Source organism: Bacillus sp. FSL H8-0547, from assembly GCA_038002745.1.
GTDB lineage: Bacteria > Bacillota > Bacilli > Bacillales > Bacillaceae > Bacillus_P.
This window is the reverse complement of sequence record JBBODD010000001.1, coordinates 1,550,001-1,568,249: the sequence shown is the minus strand read 5'-3', so window position 1 is coordinate 1,568,249 and position 18,249 is coordinate 1,550,001. Positions and strand designations below refer to the sequence as shown.

Sequence of the window (18,249 nt, the reverse complement as noted above, 5' to 3'; positions counted from 1 at the left end):
ATGGGAACCCTAAAGTGAAACAGGGAAAGAAGGTGTTCTTTTTGACCATTGTCCGGCTTGGCTATGTAGCCATGAGTGTGAATTTAACCAATTGCTCCCCGTCGCAAACAATGACGTTCGCTCAATTTCAGCGACTGCAGGACAGAGAAGCGGCCATCGAAAAGCTGGCCAGAATTTCTGCCTCAAATCTTGCTAATTGCCTAAGAATACTCAAGCATAATACGGGTAATGACATTCGTTTTTTTAGATTCAGCTCAAAGTTGATTCCGCTGGCCAATCACCCTGAAGTGAAGGATTTTCACTATCTGCGGGACTTGAAAGAGCCGCTTAAGGAGCTTGGTGACTGGATTCGAAAAACAGGGATGAGGGTCGATTTTCACCCTGATCATTTTGTTCTTCTTAATTCGCCTAAACCTGAAATTATGAATACTTCACTCAGAACCCTGAGTATGCATGAAGTTCTCCTGAGAGGGATGGGTGTTCCGCATGAACATAGGTGCGTCATTCACGTGGGAGGTGCATACAGCAACAAGGATAAAGCGCTCGAGCAGTTCATTCATAACTGGGGGTATGTGCCTGTAAAGCTTCAGGAAATGCTGATGCTTGAAAACGATGATACCGTTTTTACTCTGCAGGATGCAATGTATTTATGCGAAAAGCTTGCCATTCCTCTGGTGTTTGACTATCACCACCACCTCGCAAATCATGAGAAGGATTCAGACTGGAGGAGTCACTGGGACAGGGTGACAGCGAGCTGGGAGCATTCGCCTCTCCCGGTTAAAATGCATATTTCAAGCCCCCGCAGCGATAGTGAGTTCAATGCCCATGCAGAGTACGTGGACCCTGAACTGTTCATGGCGTTCTTGTCAGAAATCAAAGGGAGCGTACCGCAGATTGATTGTATGATCGAAGCGAAGAAGAAGGATGACGCCCTTTTTGCATTGATGGAAAAGATGTGCGCCTATCCGAATGTGGAAAAAATAGACGGAGCTTCTTTTTATCTCCGATAGAGCTGTTCCTGTTCAAGTTCCCCGCATCCCGCTATAATAAATATGGAATCATTTAGAAATAAGTGAAACAAATCTATTTCAAAAACGTATAAAAAGAGAGATTTATTTAGGGGGAACACAGATGAGAGACGCACCTAAGCACAGGATCAGCGAACGGGCTTTAAAAGTATGGAAGCTTTCTGCCCTTATTCAGTCAATCATATTTCTGGCAGCAGCCGGGGGACTTGCCTATGCGGTTTACGCATTTGATTTTCCAATCTGGATCACCATGGCTGCATTCGGACTTTGGCTGGTGTTTTCGGTTGTTTTTATTTTTATCACTCCGAAAATTCAGCACCGTACATGGCGGTATGAAGTGCATGAGAACGAAATTGATATTCAGTCCGGGCTGTTTATTATTACGCGCGTGATTGTACCGATGGTAAGAGTGCAGCACGTGAACACAAAGCAGGGACCTCTGCTCAGAAAGCATGACCTTGCAACTGTGACGGTGAGCACGGCGGCAACCGTCCATGAAATACCCGCACTTGATGTGGCGGAGGCGGACCAGCTCCGCGACTTCATCTCAAAGCTTGCGAGGGTGACAGAAGATGATGTCTGAACCGAAAAGACTGCATCCCGCAGCAGCCATTCTGACATTCTTTAAACAGCTGAAAGACGGTTTGTTTCCGTTTGTTGTTCTGTTCTTTGTGAATGACTATAAGCTTTATTTCTTTATCGGCCTTGCCGTCGTTCTGTCAGTCATGGTCATATTCAGCATCATCAGCTGGACGAAATACACCTACAGATTTGAAGAGAATGAGCTTCGAATTGAATACGGTCTTTTTGTGAAAAAGAAAAAATACATACCGGTTGAACGGATTCAGTCCATCAACGAAAGTGCCGGCATTGTCCAGCAGCTGTTCGGCCTTGTTAAACTCCAGCTCGAGACAGCAGGGGGAGGGATTGAGGCGGAGGCTGTGCTGACTGCCGTGACACGTAAAGAAGCACGCCGCATAAATGAGGCTCTGGCAGAGCGGAAAAAAGAAGTTCCAGCTGAAGAAGAGGCTGAAAAACCGGTTGAAGAGCCGGGTTCTGTCTATAAAATCGGGATGAAAGAGCTCCTTGTGGCAGCTTCAACCTCAAGCGGCATTGGTGTTGTGCTCTCAGCCGCTTTTGCATTCATCTCCCAGTTCGACGAGCTGATTCCGTTTGATAAGCTGATAAACCGCGTGTCATTTTTAACAGATGCCAGCATCACGGTTTACGCCATAATCGTATTTCTCGCTTTTTTTATCGCCTGGGTCCTGAGTATTATCGGGGTGTGCCTGAAGTTTGCGAACTTTACAGTCGTTAAAAAAGATGAGGATCTGATCATATCCAGAGGTTTATTTGAAAAGCACCAGCTTACAATCCCGCTTGAGCGGATACAGGCTGTGAAAATCAGCGAAAATCCAATCAGGGAACCGCTTGGCTACGCTACTGTCCATCTTTTGAGTGCAGGGGGCAGCCTAAACAATCAAAACATGTCAGCCGTCTTATTCCCGCTGATCAAAAAAGCAAAAATTGCAGAGGTGTTAAAGGAGTTTGCGCCTGACTATACAATGCAGGAACAGCTGACTCCTCTGTCTAAAAGAGCGAAGAGGGGCTATCTTCTTATCTATACCATCCCCTTCGTCATTCTCTCCTGCATCATCGGCTATTTCTTCGAGCCCTGGGGCTATCTCGCCTTTTTAACCATTCCTGCCGCATTGGCAGCAGGCCTTGCTGCGTTTCGAGCCGGCGGCTGGAATACAAGAGGAGATCAGCTCACGCTTGTTTCCCGGGCCGTGGTCAAAACAACTTATTTGGCTAAAAGAAAGAGAATCCAGGTCCTGGAATGCAAACAGTCGTATTTTCAAAAGCGGCTTGAGCTTGCTTCCCTGCAGGCGTCCGCTACCTCGGGATTCGGCGGCACTCATTTTCACGTGAAAGGCGTGGATCTGAAGGATGCCGGGGAAATGTTTGAATGGTATTCTTATGAAAAAAGCGCAAGAAAAGACGCCGTCCTTTAATGGGACGGCGTCTTGCTGTAAACGGATAAAACGGATGCAGCTAACGCCCCGGCCTCTTCAAAAAAAGAGGGGCAATCAGGGCGCCGCCTACTGCACCGAAAATATGGGCAATAATGTTAATGTTCGTATTGATGAAGGTCATCACAATGCCAATAGCTAAAATCGTGATAATCAGCTGTGAGTTTGACGAATCGATCAGGTCTTTCCGGAAGACAACGATGTACAGGTAGATGCCGAAAAGGCCGAAAATGGCGCCCGATGCACCAACATGGGTATAGCTTAAGTCTTCAATGACAAAATAGGTTGCAAGGTTTGCGATAATTCCTGTTGCCAGGTAGGCAGAAAGAAACCTTCCTTTTCCAAGCATGCGCTCAAGAGCAGGCGCGAAGAGAATGATGGACACACTGTTAAACAGAATGTGGGCAAAATTTGCGTGCAGGAAGATCGGCGTAATCAGCCGCCACCATTCGCCATTGGCAACGCCTCCGTTGTACCCTACAATAGAGGCAAAGAAGAACGTAATATCAGGGAGCGGTATTAAAAACAGCAGCCAGAGCAGCACCTGGATACAGACAATGGCTGTTACAACAGGATAGAGACGAATGAACGTCCTGAAATCTTCAGATCTTGTAAACATAGAACATGTCTCCTATTCTATAGGCTTCTTCTATATTACCACGGTTATGAGCTCAGACGGCATATTAGTACACGGCGGCAAACACATTAGAAAGAAAGAAGGCGGTTTAATGATCAAAGGAATCGGCCTTGATATTGCGGAAATAGACCGGATCGGAAAAATGATTCTCAGGCAGCCGAAGTTTATTGACAGGATCCTGACAGACCGGGAAAAGGATGCCTATCATTCTTACTCCGGCACAAGAAAAACAGAGTACGCAGCGGGAAGATTTGCTGCCAAAGAAGCATTTTCAAAAGCGATGGGCACCGGCATCGGCGGGGCACTCAGCTTTCAGGATATTGAAATTATAAGAGATGAATTTGGCAGGCCAATGATTGTAAAGCCTGATATGAAAGGATTTTCCGTGCACCTGTCCATTACCCACACAAGGGAGTATGCGGCAGCTCAAGTAATAATTGAAAGCTCGTCAAGCTAGTCTGCATATTCACGCCCTGACCCTCATATATTTGTACAGCGGTAGGAGAGACAAGTCGTTTGATCGAACCGTGCCGGAGCACGGTGCTTTCAAGGAGCGTTTCTTCCTTTTTACGTCATATGAGACAAAGGGGCTGAATAGGTGAAAAAGCACTTTTTATTGCTGGTGGTGGGGATCATTGCCGTTCTGATGCTTGCAGCGTGCGGCGAGAAATCCAAAACGGATGTTGTGGAGAATCTGGACAAAAAGGTAGAAGAGCTGTCGGGGTATAAAGCAAAGGCGCAGATGACCCTGCAGACAGGAAGCGAGCCTCAGATCTACGAGGTGGAAATCTGGCATAAACAGCCGTCCTTCTACAGAGTGAATCTGAAAAACGCAGAAAAAGACCAAAGCCAGATGATTTTAAGAAACAATGAAGGCGTGTTTGTGTTAACGCCCGCTCTGAAGAAAAGCTTCCGCTTCCAAAGCGAATGGCCGCAGAACAGCAGTCAGGCATACTTGTTTGAATCACTCGTAAAAGACATCAAGAGTGATGCAGACTCAATCTTCAAGTCAACGAAAAATGAGTATGTGTTTGAAACAAAAACCAATTACCAGAACAGCCAGATGCTTCCTCTCCAGGAAATTACCTTTAACAAAAAGGACCTGAAGCCGTCGGTTGTAAAAGTGATGGATACAGACAGAAACCCTCTGGTTGTCGTTGAATTTACGGATTTTGACTTTGGTGCGAAGTTCGATAAAAATTCATTCGACATGGAGAAGAATATGTCATTTGCGAGTGTAGATGTTGAGACGTCTGCAGCTGTTGACTCTAAACCATTCTCGGTGAAATATCCGCTTGAGGAAATTGAAGGCGCGAAGCTGACCGAGGAAAAAGAAATGACAACAGAAAACGGCAAGCGGGTCGTACAAACGTATGACGGAGAAAAATCGTACACGTTTATCCAGGAAAAAGCCGTTGCGGCAACTGTCGCTACTTCTTCCTCAGTAAACGGCGAGCCGGTGGACCTTGGAGTTGCGGTTGGAGCGCTCACAGAACAGTCGCTGACTTGGACGTACGACGGAGTGGAATACATGATTGCTTCAAAGGATCTCTCTCAGGAAGAAATGATCCGGGTCGCACAATCAGTTCAGGGGCAGGCAATCAAGTAAAAAATCGGATGGCGTGTGAGCCATCCGATTTTTTTATGGAGAAAACAAATCCCTTTTTTGATTTGACAACGAGCCATAAAACCTCTCATAATCAGCAATAGATAAAGACAATCACGAGGAAGTGTAGACATGGAAATGGCTTTTTACAGAGATACCTGGGCGGAGATTGATCTGGATGCCGTCATGAGCAATGTCCGAAACATGAAAGCACATATAGGAGAGGGCAAGAAGCTGATTGCTGTTGTGAAAGCGAATGCTTACGGCCACGGCGATGCAGAAGTGGCGAAAGCTGCACTTGAAGCAGGAGCGGACATGCTTGCGGTAGCATTTCTGGATGAAGCCATTGCCCTTCGCGATGCCGGATTCCAAACGGAAATACTTGTAATGGGGGCATCCCGTCCCTCAGATGTGCAGCTTGCAGCCGACATGAACATCATCCTTACAGCACCTTCTTTCGAGTGGCTGGAGGATGCAGGCCGCAATATTCAAACCGGGACATTAGCCGTTCATGTAAAGCTCGATACCGGCATGGGACGCCTTGGGATCCGCACAGAAGAGGAACTTCACAAGGTTTTTTCTTTTTCAGAAGGAAAACAGTGCTTGAACATAGAAGGTGTTTTTACCCATTTTGCTACAGCGGATGAACTTGATACTGCCTATTTTGATGAGCAATACAAGACTTTTGAGGTGCTGGCAAAAGCAGCTGCAACCTATGGGAATGTGATGATTCACTGCGGCAACAGCGCAACGGGCCTGAGATTTCCGGATAAGCTTGTCCATGCAGTCAGACTTGGGATCTCGATGTACGGTCTAAGCCCTTCAAGTGAAATGAAACCTCTGCTTCCATTCCAACTAAAAGAAGCGTTTTCCCTTCATTCAAAGCTAGTTCATGTGAAAAAGATAAATAAAGGCGACAAAATCAGCTACGGAGCAACCTACACGGCAGAGGAAGATGAATGGATCGGCACGATTCCCATCGGATATGCAGATGGCTGGGTCCGCCGCCTGAGGGATTCCGACGTGCTTGTGGACGGAGAAAGAGTGCCAATTGTTGGAAGGATCTGCATGGATCAATGCATGATCAAGCTGCCTTCGCAAAAAGAAATTGGAACGAAAATTACGCTTATCGGCAGTCAGAATGATGAGATGATACCGGTGGATGAAGTAGCGGAAAAACTGGGGACAATCAACTATGAAGTCACTTGTACAATAACTTCGCGCGTTCCCCGTATGTTTTTGAGAAATAAGAGTATAATTGAAATGAGAAACTCTCTATTGGACGGAAGAAAAAAGGGTAAGGCCGGTTTTTAAAAGGGGTCTCATTGTATAAAAGAGCCAAAGCGCTAAAAACAGCAGGACGGAATAATTAGAAAATAACTTTGCTTCTTGCATTGATAGTGTTATTATTGTATGTGGAATGGAATAATAGGTGTGTAAGTTTGGTGGAGGTGTATGTTTGTGTCTGAATCCAGCGCAACAACAGAAATCTTAATTCGACTGCCGCAAGCATTGGTCTCGGAGTTAGACGGTCTTGTGAAACAGGAAAATGGGAATCGGAGCGAGTTAATTTATCAAGCAACGAAAATGTATATCCGCGAACGCAAAAAGCGTCAGATTCGCGAGTCTATGAGACGCGGTTACATGGAAATGGCCAAGATTAACTTAAACATTGCTTCCGAAGCTTTTCAGGCTGAATCAGAGGCTGACCACACCGTTGAACGCTTAGTAAGCGGGGGTTAATCCTTTGATTGTCAAACGCGGCGACGTTTATTTTGCTGATTTATCACCTGTAGTCGGCTCTGAGCAAGGCGGGGTCCGTCCGGTACTGATCATTCAGAATGATATCGGAAACAGGTTCAGTCCTACGGTCATCATAGCAGCCATCACTGCTCAAATTCAGAAAGCGAAGCTTCCAACCCATGTGGAAATTGATTCAAAGCGATATGGATTTGAACGTGACTCTGTTATCCTGCTGGAACAGATCCGAACGATTGATAAACAGAGATTGACTGATAAGATTACACACTTAGATGATGAAATGATGGATAAAGTGGACGAAGCTTTGCAAATAAGCTTGGGACTCATTGATTTTTAACGGATAAAAAGGTTCTTTTTAAGGAAGTTGCTGCCAGAAAGCAACTTTTTTTTATTTTATTGACATAAATCGGTATAATGTAAGGTGGAATACTTGTTACCTTTTTTGCCCATTTACTAAGAGGGGGATCACGGACACATGACAGAAAAGTCCAATCAATTATTTGAATATGTAATGGCTCATCAGAATGAGATTCTAAAAGAATGGAAAGACCGTCTGAAAGAGCTTGGGGACCAAAAGTACTCCAGTCTTCTGTCAGACCATGCTTATGATAATGCGTGCAATGAATACCTTCAGATTTTAATCAGCCATATGCACAGTCCGGGAACCGACTTTTCAGAAAGAGTGTCTGACTTTGCGCATAAAGCAGTTCAGCTTGGCTGGAGCCTGAAATTTATTTCAGAAGGCCTGAAACAGCTGTCCCTCATTCTTTTCACGAGACTGACAGAGGACTTGTCTGAAGAGGAAAAAATGCAGGTTGTATGGGAGTTTGACAGACTGCTGTCCCCAATTAACAATGAACTGATTCATCAATATGCCGCTTCATGGGAAAGAACGGTATCCCTGCAGAAGATTGCGCTGCAGGAACTGTCTGCTCCGCTGATTCCTGTCTTTGAAAACATTACAATTATGCCGCTTGTTGGTACAATTGATACAGAACGTGCAAAACAGATTATGGAAAACCTGCTCACAGGCGTTGTCAAACACCGCGCCCAGGTTGTGCTGATCGACATTACCGGTGTGCCGGTGGTCGACACAATGGTGGCGCATCACATCATTCAGGCTTCTGAAGCTGTGCGTCTTGTAGGGGCTAAATGCCTTCTGGTCGGCTTAAGACCGGAAATTGCCCAGACGATCGTAAACCTTGGCATCGATCTAAGCCAGGTTATTACTAAAAACAGCCTTCAAAAGGGAATGGAAGCCGCTCTTGAAATGACCAAAAAACAAATTGTTGAAATGGGGGATCCGGAATGAGAACTCCACGAATTCCTATACTAAAGCTTCATAATTGCCTGCTTGTATCCATTCAGTGGGAGCTTGATGATCAGACAGCCCTGCAGTTTCAGGAAGATCTGCTTCACAAGATTCATGAAACAGGAGCAAGCGGCGTTGTTATAGACCTTACTTCTGTGGATGTAATCGATTCGTTCATTGCCAAGGTGCTTGGTGATGTGATCGGCATGTCGAAGCTTATGGGAGCAAAGGTGGTTTTAACAGGCATACAGCCTGCTGTTGCCATTACACTTATCGAACTTGGAATCCATCTGGCAGATGTACAGACCGCGCTGGATCTTGAAAAAGGGCTTGAAACTCTACATCAGGAGCTGGGGGAATAAGCATGGATAACCAATCCTGTGTAAAAATCATTACGGAGTGGGACATTGTGGCTGCCCGCCAGCTTGGCCGCAATGTTGCTAAAGAGCTCGGGTTTGGTACGGTCGACCAAGCGAGGATTACGACAGCTATCTCCGAACTTGCACGTAATATATATTTGTATGCTGGACAAGGCCAGATTTGCATTGAGCAAATTTCCGAATTCAGCAAAAAAGGATTGAAAATAATAGCCATTGATAACGGGCCTGGTATACCGGATGTGCGAAAAGTAATGGAAGACGGCTTTTCAACTTCCGGAGGACTTGGAGCCGGTTTGCCTGGAGTTAAACGCCTGATGGATGAGTTTAGTATCGATACCGTCTTAGGAGAGGGAACGGATATCCAAGCTGTTAAATGGCTTCGCTAGGAGGAAGCTGAATGGATTTTAAGGATGTCATTGAGTCAAAATATCAGGAACTGCTCAGCCATTACCTGAATGAATTGACTGAAACGGCTTTGTATCAGGGACAGAAGTTCAGCAGAAAAGCAATTGCTGAGCAAATCCCCCCTGAGGAGATCATCAGTCTTCACCGGAAGGTTCTTCAGGATCTTTTTCCTGATGTTGACCAGGAGGTGCTGAACTCGCTTGATTTTCTGCTTGAGGTCATGATGGGATACGGTCTTGCCTATCAGGAGCATCAAAGCCTCAGGGACAAGCAGCAGGAGATCAAGTCGGAAATTCAGGTCGCTGTAAACGTGCAGCAGATGCTTCTCGAAACATCTGTGCCGAATGTTCCGGGTCTTGATATAGGCGCAATAAGCGTTCCGGCAAAGCATATGAACGGAGATTACTACCACTTTGTCTATGACGAGGAAACAGTCAGCATCGCTATAGCAGATGTCATTGGCAAAGGGATTCCGGCTGCGCTTTGCATGTCGATGATCAAATATGCGATGGACAGTCTGCCTGAATCGCGGAAATCTCCAAGCAGGGTGCTTGAGAATTTAAACAGGGTTGTCGAGCATAACGTGGACCCAAGCATGTTCATCACGATGTTTTACGGAATGTTTGATACCAAAACGAACGAATTTATATACGGTTCTGCAGGTCATGAGCCTGGATTTTACTACAGTGCAACAGAAGATTCTTTTTCGGACATGCAGACTAAAGGGCTTGTCCTTGGAATTGATTCATCCGTTAAATATAAGGAGTACAGGAAAGTGATCGAAAAGGGCGACATGGTTGTGCTTCTTTCCGACGGAGTGACTGAATCAAAATCCGGAGATGAATTTGTAGAACGCTGCTTTATTACAGATCTTATAAATAAATACAGTCATTTAAAGGCTCAGGAGATTGTGGATCATATCTACAGAGATTTTCTTCAGATGCAGGATTTTGAACTGCACGATGATTTTACTCTCCTCATTTTAAAGCGTGAGGTTTAATCCTTTTTTACACGGGGTAAATAACTCATTAGGACAAAAGGAATAATATTAGGGGGACTACACATGAACCTTTCAATAAATGCAAATCAAACAGATGAACTTGTTCAAATAGATCTGGCTGGAGAAATTGATGCCTATACTGCACCTAAACTGAGAGAGCAGCTTATGCCGCTTGCTGAAGAAGGGAAATCGATGACGGTCAGCCTGAAGGATGTTTCCTACATGGACAGTACCGGACTCGGTGCATTTGTCGGTCTGCTGAAGGCTGTCAGAAAAAACGGCGGAGATATGAAGCTTGTGAATTTATCTACCCGTCTTGAAAGACTTTTTAATATCACTGGTCTGAGTGAAATTATTGACATTTCTTCTAAATCAGAAGGTGGGGTTCGATGAGACAGTTAGTGGATTACATCGAAGTGAGGATTCCTGCAAAGCCGGAATATGTGGGAATCGTCCGTTTGACTCTTTCCGGGATAGCAAGCAGAATGGGCTATTCGTACGATGAAATTGAAGATTTGAAGATAGCTGTCAGCGAAGCATGCACGAATGCCGTGCAGCATGCGTATGAGAACGCGGAAGGCGGAGAGGTAAACTTAGGGTTTGGCCTTTATGACGACCGCCTTGAAGTGATGGTTTCAGACAGCGGCCAGAGCTTTAATTTCGAACAAAAGAAAAATGAGCTGGGGCCGTATTCTGCCGCAAACCCTGTAGACCAGCTTCCTGAGGGAGGGTTGGGGCTCTACTTGATGGAAACGCTCATGGATGAAGTTCGTGTGCAAATCGATTCCGGCGTTACCGTCTTCATGACAAAGTATTTAAGCGGGGAGCGAGTAGAACATGACACAACCATCCAAAACTACGAAGCGAACTAAAGAAGAAATAAACGAACTGATTTTTGATTTTCAGCACAATCAAAATGAAGATGCCCAGCTTTTTCTTGTTGAGTACTACAGCGGCCTTGTTGAGACGCTTGCGAAGAAGTACTCAAGGGGAAAAAGCTTTCATGAAGACCTTAAACAGGTCGGAATGATCGGCCTGCTCGGTGCCATTCGCCGCTATGATCCTGAATTCGGCAAAACCTTTGAGGCATTTGCCATTCCGACCATCATCGGTGAAATAAAGAGATTTCTCCGCGACAAAACATGGAGCGTCCATGTTCCGCGAAGAATTAAAGAGCTTGGCCCGAAGATTAAGATGGCTGTTGATGAACTGACAAATTCCCTTCAGCGCTCACCGCAAGTCCATGAGATCGCTGATTATCTGGAGGTTTCAGAGGAGGAAGTGCTTGAAACGATGGAGATGGGAAAAAGCTATCAGGCGTTGTCTGTAGACCATTCCATTGAAGCGGACTCCGACGGCAGCACAGTGACCATTTTAGATATTGTCGGTTCAAAAGAAGAAGGGTATGAGCAGGTTAACCAGAAGCTCATGCTTGAAAGTGTTCTTCACGTTTTGTCTGACCGTGAAAAAGAGATTATCCACCACACATATATCCTGAATAAAAGCCAGAAGGAAGCGGGAGAGATTCTCGGCATTTCTCAAATGCACGTTTCAAGGCTTCAGAGAAGAGCGATTACGAAGCTCAAAGAAGCACTTTCTGCTGATATGTCACTGGGGATGCAGTAATGTATCAAACGGAACAAAACAGCCATGTCTACGCATACGCCTACCAGATTCAAAAGGAAGGAAAAACATTATGCGGGGACAGTTTTTTAATTAAAGCGACTGAGGACTATTTCATCTGCGCCGTTGCAGATGGACTCGGAAGCGGCGAGCGTGCGTATGAATCCTCATCTGCAATCAAGGAAGTCATTGAGGAATATCATGCAGAGGATGTTGAGCTGCTGATTGCCAAATCAAATGAGGTACTGAAAAACAAGCGCGGAGCAACCGTTGCTATTTTCAAGGCGTACTTTGGACAGAATATGTTCACATTCAGTTCGGTAGGGAATATCCGGTTCGTCCTTTATTCTCCGTCAGGGAAGTATGTCTATCCCCTGCCTGTTCTTGGCTATATGTCAGGCAAGCCTCAGAAGTTCAGCGTTCATACGTACTCTTATGATGCAGGAGCAAAATTCATTCTGCATTCAGACGGACTCAACATTCCAGCAGTAAAATCTCTTTTGAAGGATTATCAGACAATTGAAGATATCTCAAATCATCTGGAGCCTTATACGAAATCGCGCCAGGATGATTTAACCTACGTAGTCGGTCAGCTGTTTTAGCTGGCGGGCTTTTTTATTGGGCTGAAAAACGGGTAAACAAAACAATTTTTATCAATAAGGGCTATTCGTCATTTTTGAAATAGCCCGGCTTTTGGTAAACTGTTTCTAAGTCGATGTAAGGGGAGGCAACAGAATGGCAGACAAAACAGAACGCATCATGCAGACAATCAGCAAAGAGCTGTCTATTACATATAAGCAAATACAGAACGTGATTGAATTGCTCGAGGGCGGAAATACCGTTCCTTTCATAGCGAGGTACCGGAAAGAACAGACAGGTGCCCTTGATGAAGTGCAGATCCGCGATATCTCTGAAAAATGGCAGTACATCCAAAATCTTGAGGCCAGAAAAGAAGAGGTTATCCGCCTGATTGAGGAACAGGGCAAACTGACCCCTGAACTGAAAAAAGACATTAATGATGCTCTCAAACTTCAGAAAGTCGAGGATCTCTACCGGCCTTACAAGCAAAAACGCAGAACAAAAGCGACAGTCGCGAAGGAAAAAGGTCTTGAACCTCTTGCAGCCTGGATGAAAGAACAGCCTTCAAATGGCTCGCTTGAAGAAAAAGCTGCCGCGTTTATCAATGAAGAAAAAGAAGTGCTGACAGCCCAGGATGCCATTTATGGTGCGAAAGACATTCTTGCCGAGTGGATTTCAGACGAGCCGTCCTATCGCCAGTGGATCCGCGATCTTACTTTCAGAAAAGGAAAAATCGCCGCATCAGCCAAGGATGAAGAGAAAGACGAAAAGAACGTGTATGAAATGTATTACACGTACGAGGAGCCTATCCTGAAAATTGTGCCCCACCGGGTTCTTGCTCTAAACCGCGGGGAAAAGGAAGGCATTTTGAGAGTAACGGTTGAAGCGCCTGCGGAAGAAATTATTGCGCAGCTTCAAAAACGCGAACTTAAAAATCCGCGCACAGTTGTAAAAGATACGTATATAGAAGCGATAGAAGATGCTTATAAAAGATTGATTGAACCTTCCATCGAGAGAGAAATCCGGAAAGAACTGTCTGAAAAGGCGGATGACCGGGCAATCCACATTTTCTCTGAAAATCTGAGAAATCTTCTGCTTCAGCCGCCTCTTAAGGGGAGAATCGTCCTTGGAGTCGATCCTGCCTACCGGACAGGCTGTAAGCTTGCTGCGGTAGATGAAACAGGGAAGGTTCTTGAAATTGGGGTTATCTATCCCCATCCGCCTGTTAATAAAGCCAGAGAAGCGAAACAGAAGCTTGCGGATATCATCAAGCGCTTTAAGGTTGAACTGATTGCCATTGGAAACGGGACGGCATCAAGGGAAACTGAACAATTCGTGGCAGATCTGATTGAAGAACTGAAAGCAGATCTCTCGTACATCATTGTAAATGAAGCGGGTGCAAGTGTTTACTCTGCATCTGACCTGGCCCGCGAAGAGTTCCCTGACTTTCAGGTTGAAGAACGCAGTGCTGTCTCCATAGCGAGAAGACTGCAGGATCCGCTCGCCGAACTGGTCAAAATCGATCCTAAGTCAGTTGGAGTCGGGCAGTACCAGCATGACGTTGCACAGAAAAAATTGAATGACTCTCTGACGTTTGTTGTTGAAACCGTTGTAAACCAAGTTGGAGTTAACGTGAATACAGCTTCATCTTCTTTGCTTCAGTATGTGGCGGGGCTAAGCAAGTCTGTAGCGCAGAACATTGTGAAACAGCGTGATGAAATCGGGAAGTTTGATGACCGGAAGCAATTGAAAAAGATCCCTCGCCTTGGAGCTAAGACCTATGAACAGTGCATAGGGTTTTTAAGGATTTCCGGGGGCAAACACCCTCTGGATTCTACCGGAATCCACCCTGAAAGCTACAAAGAAACAGAAGAGCTGCTCCGTATGCTTGGCTTGAGCCTGAAAGACCTTGGCTCTGATAAGCTTAGAGAAGGAATAAGCAGTCTGAACATAAAAGAAGCTGCAGAAAAAATCGGCATGGGAGAACTGACCTTAAAAGATATTTGTGATTCTCTCGTGCGTCCAGGCCGTGATCCGCGGGATGAAGTGGCTAAACCGCTGCTTAAAAAAGGCGTTCTGAAACTGGAAGACCTCGAGACAGGCATGGAGCTTCAGGGGACGGTCCGAAACGTAGTGGACTTCGGAGCCTTCGTTGATATTGGCGTGAAGCAGGATGGGCTTGTCCACATCTCCAAGCTGAAAAACTCTTACGTGAAGCATCCGCTTGATGTTGTCTCAGTAGGAGATGTTGTAACTGTATGGGTAGACTCAGTAGACAGGCAAAAAGGCCGGGTTGCACTTACAATGGTTAACAGCTGATGAAAAACACTGCTTACGAGCAGTGTTTTTTTCTATAAAAATACCAGCACTGGTTCAGCATTTTGATTTGATAACGGTCCTTTTCATAAAACGCACGCTGCATTTGGTTTTTTAACCATGATGGCATTGCTCGTTCCTCCTTATTGTTTATAATGGAGTATGTGTATGACTTACTTTATGCGGGCTCGGGATGTCCTGTTCGTAGAAACAAACTATGCGGGGTGCTTTGAAATGAATGAACGCAAACTTCAGGAACTGACAGAATCGCTTTCTGCAGAATACTTCAGAAAACCATTCAAACATAAAGCGGTTTTCAACAGCAGGCTGCGGACAACGGGAGGAAGGTATTTGCTTAGAAGCCACAATATCGAAGTGAACCCGAAATATCTTTCTCAGGGAATCGATGAGGTGATCGGCATTATCAAGCATGAGCTGTGCCACTATCACCTTCATATAGAAGGAAGAGGATATAAGCACCGTGATCCTGAATTCAGAGCGCTGCTTTCACAAGTGGGCGCACCAAGGTTCTGCACGCCGATCGAGCCTCCGGCAAGAACAAGGAAAATCGTTCAGTATCAATGCACAGAGTGCCGGTTTATCTACAATCGCCGCAGGAAGATGGATACATCAAAATACGTGTGCGGCAAATGCGGAGGGAAAATCAAACTTGTTTCATAGAATTTTATAAAAAGGGTTGACGCTCTGTGTCGAGCTGTGTTAAATTATAAAAGCCGTCGTAAGAGACGCAAAACAAGACTGAAAAGAAGGCTTGACAGTTTGTCCAAACCTTCATATAATTAAGAAAGTCTGTCAGCAATTTTATTCCGCAGTAGCTCAGTGGTAGAGCTATCGGCTGTTAACCGATCGGTCGTAGGTTCGAGTCCTACCTGCGGAGCCATAATATGGGGAAGTACTCAAGTGGCTGAAGAGGCGCCCCTGCTAAGGGTGTAGGTCGCGTAAGCGGCGCGAGGGTTCAAATCCCTCCTTCTCCGCCATTATTTTTTATTGTCTCTGGCCCGTTGGTCAAGCGGTTAAGACACCGCCCTTTCACGGCGGTAACACGGGTTCGAATCCCGTACGGGTCATCATTTTCACAAATGAATACGGAGGATTAGCTCAGCTGGGAGAGCATCTGCCTTACAAGCAGAGGGTCGGCGGTTCGAGCCCGTCATCCTCCACCATCTGGTCCCGTGGTGTAGCGGTTAACATGCCTGCCTGTCACGCAGGAGATCGCCGGTTCGATCCCGGTCGGGACCGCCATTTTTATTGGGCTATAGCCAAGCGGTAAGGCAACGGACTTTGACTCCGTCATGCGCTGGTTCGAATCCAGCTAGCCCAGCCATTTTCATTTTGAAAAATGAATATCTATGTGCCATTAGCTCAGTCGGTAGAGCATCTGACTTTTAATCAGAGGGTCGAAGGTTCGAGTCCTTCATGGCACACCATTTAATGTATGCGGGTGTGGCGGAATTGGCAGACGCGCTAGACTTAGGATCTAGTGTCTTTGACGTGGGGGTTCGAGTCCCTTCACCCGCACCATACATTATTCTTTTCGCGGTCGTGGCGGAATGGCAGACGCGCTAGGTTGAGGGCCTAGTGGGGGTAACCCCGTGGAAGTTCGACTCTTCTCGGCCGCACCAAAAGAGCTTTGAAAAACTTAAAAAAAGTTGTTGACATAAAGATCACTACTTGGTATTATATTTAAGTCGCTTCACAAATTATCATGTGCGCCCGTAGCTCAATTGGATAGAGCGTTTGACTACGGATCAAAAGGTTATGGGTTCGACTCCTGTCGGGCGCGCCATATTACGGGAAGTAGCTCAGCTTGGTAGAGCACTTGGTTTGGGACCAAGGGGTCGCAGGTTCGAATCCTGTCTTCCCGACCAGGTAATTTTATAACTTTATATGCGGGTGTAGTTTAATGGTAAAACTCTAGCCTTCCAAGCTAATGTCGTGGGTTCGATTCCCATCACCCGCTCCAATCTTTAAAATGATCTTTGAAAACTAAACAAAACCAAAAGCGTACCAAACGTTTTAAATTTTTTAAGTCAGCAACATTTATGAGTCACAAATTTTCTTCGGAGAGTTTGATCCTGGCTCAGGACGAACGCTGGCGGCGTGCCTAATACATGCAAGTCGAGCGGACCTCTTCGGAGGTCAGCGGCGGACGGGTGAGTAACACGTGGGCAACCTGCCTGTAAGACTGGGATAACTCCGGGAAACCGGAGCTAATACCGGATACTATGTCAAACCGCATGGTTTGACATTCAAAGACGGTTTCGGCTGTCACTTACAGATGGGCCCGCGGCGCATTAGCTAGTTGGTGAGGTAACGGCTCACCAAGGCGACGATGCGTAGCCGACCTGAGAGGGTGATCGGCCACACTGGGACTGAGACACGGCCCAGACTCCTACGGGAGGCAGCAGTAGGGAATCTTCCGCAATGGACGAAAGTCTGACGGAGCAACGCCGCGTGAGTGATGAAGGTTTTCGGATCGTAAAACTCTGTTGTCAGGGAAGAACAAGTGCCGGAGTAACTGCCGGCGCCTTGACGGTACCTGACCAGAAAGCCACGGCTAACTACGTGCCAGCAGCCGCGGTAATACGTAGGTGGCAAGCGTTGTCCGGAATTATTGGGCGTAAAGCGCGCGCAGGCGGTTTCTTAAGTCTGATGTGAAAGCCCCCGGCTCAACCGGGGAGGGTCATTGGAAACTGGGAAACTTGAGTGCAGAAGAGGAGAGTGGAATTCCACGTGTAGCGGTGAAATGCGTAGAGATGTGGAGGAACACCAGTGGCGAAGGCGACTCTCTGGTCTGTAACTGACGCTGAGGCGCGAAAGCGTGGGGAGCGAACAGGATTAGATACCCTGGTAGTCCACGCCGTAAACGATGAGTGCTAAGTGTTAGAGGGTTTCCGCCCTTTAGTGCTGCAGCTAACGCATTAAGCACTCCGCCTGGGGAGTACGGTCGCAAGACTGAAACTCAAAGGAATTGACGGGGGCCCGCACAAGCGGTGGAGCATGTGGTTTAATTCGAAGCAACGCGAAGAACCTTACCAGGTCTTGACATCCTTTGCCACTTCTAGAGATAGAAGGTTCCCCTTCGGGGGACAAAGTGACAGGTGGTGCATGGTTGTCGTCAGCTCGTGTCGTGAGATGTTGGGTTAAGTCCCGCAACGAGCGCAACCCTTGATCTTAGTTGCCAGCATTCAGTTGGGCACTCTAAGGTGACTGCCGGTGACAAACCGGAGGAAGGTGGGGATGACGTCAAATCATCATGCCCCTTATGACCTGGGCTACACACGTGCTACAATGGATGGTACAAAGGGCTGCGAGACCGCGAGGTTTAGCCAATCCCATAAAACCATTCTCAGTTCGGATTGCAGGCTGCAACTCGCCTGCATGAAGCTGGAATCGCTAGTAATCGCGGATCAGCATGCCGCGGTGAATACGTTCCCGGGCCTTGTACACACCGCCCGTCACACCACGAGAGTTTGCAACACCCGAAGTCGGTGGGGTAACCGCAAGGAGCCAGCCGCCTAAGGTGGGGTAGATGATTGGGGTGAAGT

20 protein-coding genes, 12 tRNA genes and 1 rRNA gene (1 of these 33 cut by a window edge) are annotated in these 18,249 nt (G+C 46.4%); 31 read left to right on the top strand and 2 right to left on the bottom strand.

The genetic code is table 11. The annotated features are described in order from the left end of the window. Positions 1 to 41: 41 nt before the first annotated feature. The 3 genes from uvsE (at position 42) to MHB63_07650 (ending at position 3,043) form a co-directional block, all read left to right on the top strand. Entirely contained in the window at positions 42 to 1,010 is a 969-nt protein-coding gene (uvsE, locus tag MHB63_07660) for a UV DNA damage repair endonuclease UvsE (protein MEK3806439.1), read from the top strand. Positions 1,011 to 1,131: 121 nt separating this feature from the next. Next, a complete protein-coding gene (locus MHB63_07655; protein MEK3806438.1) occupies positions 1,132 to 1,611 on the top strand; it encodes a PH domain-containing protein in 480 nt (159 codons plus the stop codon). Beyond that, positions 1,601 to 3,043: a PH domain-containing protein gene (locus MHB63_07650; GenBank protein ID MEK3806437.1), complete on the top strand. Its 1,443-nt coding sequence runs from the start codon at positions 1,601 to 1,603 to the stop codon at positions 3,041 to 3,043. Before MHB63_07655 ends, MHB63_07650 begins: the two co-directional genes overlap by 11 nt. A gap of 40 nt (positions 3,044 to 3,083) precedes the next feature. Here MHB63_07650 and MHB63_07645 read toward each other — a convergent pair whose 3' ends face one another. Beyond that, on the bottom strand, positions 3,084 to 3,680 hold the full coding sequence (locus MHB63_07645; GenBank protein ID MEK3806436.1) for a rhomboid family intramembrane serine protease: 597 nt from the start codon (positions 3,678 to 3,680) through the stop codon (positions 3,084 to 3,086). A gap of 109 nt (positions 3,681 to 3,789) precedes the next feature. On the opposite strand from MHB63_07645, the gene acpS reads away from it, so the two are divergent. The 14 genes from acpS (at position 3,790) to MHB63_07575 (ending at position 14,683) form a co-directional block, all read left to right on the top strand. Further along, positions 3,790 to 4,155, top strand: coding sequence for a holo-ACP synthase (gene acpS / locus MHB63_07640; GenBank protein MEK3806435.1), 366 nt, complete (start codon positions 3,790 to 3,792; stop codon positions 4,153 to 4,155). A gap of 141 nt (positions 4,156 to 4,296) precedes the next feature. Further along, a complete protein-coding gene (locus MHB63_07635) occupies positions 4,297 to 5,307 on the top strand; it encodes an outer membrane lipoprotein carrier protein LolA (protein ID MEK3806434.1) in 1,011 nt (336 codons plus the stop codon). 129 nt (positions 5,308 to 5,436) lie between these two features. Next, complete coding sequence (alr, locus tag MHB63_07630) at positions 5,437 to 6,618, top strand: alanine racemase (GenBank protein ID MEK3806433.1); 1,182 nt, start codon at positions 5,437 to 5,439, stop codon at positions 6,616 to 6,618. Between the two features lie 147 nt (positions 6,619 to 6,765). Further along, a complete protein-coding gene (locus tag MHB63_07625) occupies positions 6,766 to 7,047 on the top strand; it encodes a YlcI/YnfO family protein (protein MEK3806432.1) in 282 nt (93 codons plus the stop codon). Between the two features lie 4 nt (positions 7,048 to 7,051). Beyond that, positions 7,052 to 7,402, top strand: coding sequence for a type II toxin-antitoxin system endoribonuclease NdoA (gene ndoA / locus MHB63_07620; GenBank protein MEK3806431.1), 351 nt, complete (start codon positions 7,052 to 7,054; stop codon positions 7,400 to 7,402). 138 nt (positions 7,403 to 7,540) lie between these two features. Then, positions 7,541 to 8,377, top strand: a complete 837-nt coding sequence (locus MHB63_07615) for an STAS domain-containing protein (GenBank protein ID MEK3806430.1) — start codon at positions 7,541 to 7,543, stop codon at positions 8,375 to 8,377. Next, a complete protein-coding gene (locus MHB63_07610) occupies positions 8,374 to 8,739 on the top strand; it encodes an STAS domain-containing protein (GenBank protein MEK3806429.1) in 366 nt (121 codons plus the stop codon). Before MHB63_07615 ends, MHB63_07610 begins: the two co-directional genes overlap by 4 nt. Before the next feature lie 2 nt (positions 8,740 to 8,741). Further along, complete coding sequence (locus MHB63_07605; protein ID MEK3806428.1) at positions 8,742 to 9,143, top strand: anti-sigma regulatory factor; 402 nt, start codon at positions 8,742 to 8,744, stop codon at positions 9,141 to 9,143. A gap of 11 nt (positions 9,144 to 9,154) precedes the next feature. Beyond that, on the top strand, positions 9,155 to 10,162 hold the full coding sequence (locus MHB63_07600; GenBank protein ID MEK3806427.1) for a PP2C family protein-serine/threonine phosphatase: 1,008 nt from the start codon (positions 9,155 to 9,157) through the stop codon (positions 10,160 to 10,162). Positions 10,163 to 10,225: 63 nt separating this feature from the next. After that, complete coding sequence (locus tag MHB63_07595) at positions 10,226 to 10,555, top strand: anti-sigma factor antagonist (protein ID MEK3806426.1); 330 nt, start codon at positions 10,226 to 10,228, stop codon at positions 10,553 to 10,555. Then, a complete protein-coding gene (gene rsbW / locus MHB63_07590) occupies positions 10,552 to 11,034 on the top strand; it encodes an anti-sigma B factor RsbW (GenBank protein MEK3806425.1) in 483 nt (160 codons plus the stop codon). The genes MHB63_07595 and rsbW overlap by 4 nt, the downstream gene beginning before the upstream one ends. Beyond that, entirely contained in the window at positions 11,000 to 11,788 is a 789-nt protein-coding gene (gene sigB / locus MHB63_07585) for an RNA polymerase sigma factor SigB (GenBank protein MEK3806424.1), read from the top strand. Before rsbW ends, sigB begins: the two co-directional genes overlap by 35 nt. Then, the gene (locus tag MHB63_07580) at positions 11,788 to 12,387 is read left to right on the top strand and encodes a PP2C family serine/threonine-protein phosphatase (protein ID MEK3806423.1); all 600 of its coding nucleotides are present in this window, start codon (positions 11,788 to 11,790) and stop codon (positions 12,385 to 12,387) included. The genes sigB and MHB63_07580 overlap by 1 nt, the downstream gene beginning before the upstream one ends. A gap of 133 nt (positions 12,388 to 12,520) precedes the next feature. Then, positions 12,521 to 14,683 carry a Tex family protein gene (locus MHB63_07575; protein MEK3806422.1) on the top strand — a complete coding sequence of 721 codons (2,163 nt, stop codon included), beginning with the start codon at positions 12,521 to 12,523 and terminating at the stop codon, positions 14,681 to 14,683. Positions 14,684 to 14,696: 13 nt separating this feature from the next. Here MHB63_07575 and cmpA read toward each other — a convergent pair whose 3' ends face one another. Continuing rightward, complete coding sequence (cmpA, locus tag MHB63_07570) at positions 14,697 to 14,810, bottom strand: cortex morphogenetic protein CmpA (protein ID MEK3806421.1); 114 nt, start codon at positions 14,808 to 14,810, stop codon at positions 14,697 to 14,699. A gap of 104 nt (positions 14,811 to 14,914) precedes the next feature. Here cmpA and MHB63_07565 point away from each other — a divergent pair, with 104 nt between their 5' ends. The 14 genes from MHB63_07565 to MHB63_07500 form a co-directional block, all read left to right on the top strand. Beyond that, positions 14,915 to 15,361: a SprT family protein gene (locus tag MHB63_07565; protein ID MEK3806420.1), complete on the top strand. Its 447-nt coding sequence runs from the start codon at positions 14,915 to 14,917 to the stop codon at positions 15,359 to 15,361. 145 nt (positions 15,362 to 15,506) lie between these two features. Further along, a tRNA-Asn gene (locus MHB63_07560) sits at positions 15,507 to 15,581 on the top strand. 6 nt (positions 15,582 to 15,587) lie between these two features. Continuing rightward, positions 15,588 to 15,678, top strand: a tRNA-Ser gene (locus MHB63_07555). An 18-nt stretch (positions 15,679 to 15,696) separates the two neighbouring features. Continuing rightward, positions 15,697 to 15,768 (top strand) — tRNA-Glu (locus MHB63_07550). Positions 15,769 to 15,788: 20 nt separating this feature from the next. After that, positions 15,789 to 15,864: transfer RNA gene (locus MHB63_07545), tRNA-Val, on the top strand. A 3-nt stretch (positions 15,865 to 15,867) separates the two neighbouring features. Beyond that, positions 15,868 to 15,943: transfer RNA gene (locus tag MHB63_07540), tRNA-Asp, on the top strand. Between the two features lie 7 nt (positions 15,944 to 15,950). Next, a tRNA-Gln gene (locus MHB63_07535) sits at positions 15,951 to 16,025 on the top strand. A gap of 27 nt (positions 16,026 to 16,052) precedes the next feature. Continuing rightward, positions 16,053 to 16,128: transfer RNA gene (locus tag MHB63_07530), tRNA-Lys, on the top strand. 10 nt (positions 16,129 to 16,138) lie between these two features. Beyond that, a tRNA-Leu gene (locus MHB63_07525) sits at positions 16,139 to 16,222 on the top strand. A 15-nt stretch (positions 16,223 to 16,237) separates the two neighbouring features. After that, positions 16,238 to 16,323: transfer RNA gene (locus tag MHB63_07520), tRNA-Leu, on the top strand. Between the two features lie 87 nt (positions 16,324 to 16,410). Beyond that, a tRNA-Arg gene (locus MHB63_07515) sits at positions 16,411 to 16,487 on the top strand. Positions 16,488 to 16,492: 5 nt separating this feature from the next. Then, a tRNA-Pro gene (locus MHB63_07510) sits at positions 16,493 to 16,569 on the top strand. A 21-nt stretch (positions 16,570 to 16,590) separates the two neighbouring features. Beyond that, positions 16,591 to 16,664: transfer RNA gene (locus MHB63_07505), tRNA-Gly, on the top strand. Positions 16,665 to 16,758: 94 nt separating this feature from the next. After that, positions 16,759 to 18,249 (top strand): 16S ribosomal RNA (locus MHB63_07500) (it continues 47 nt past the right edge of the window).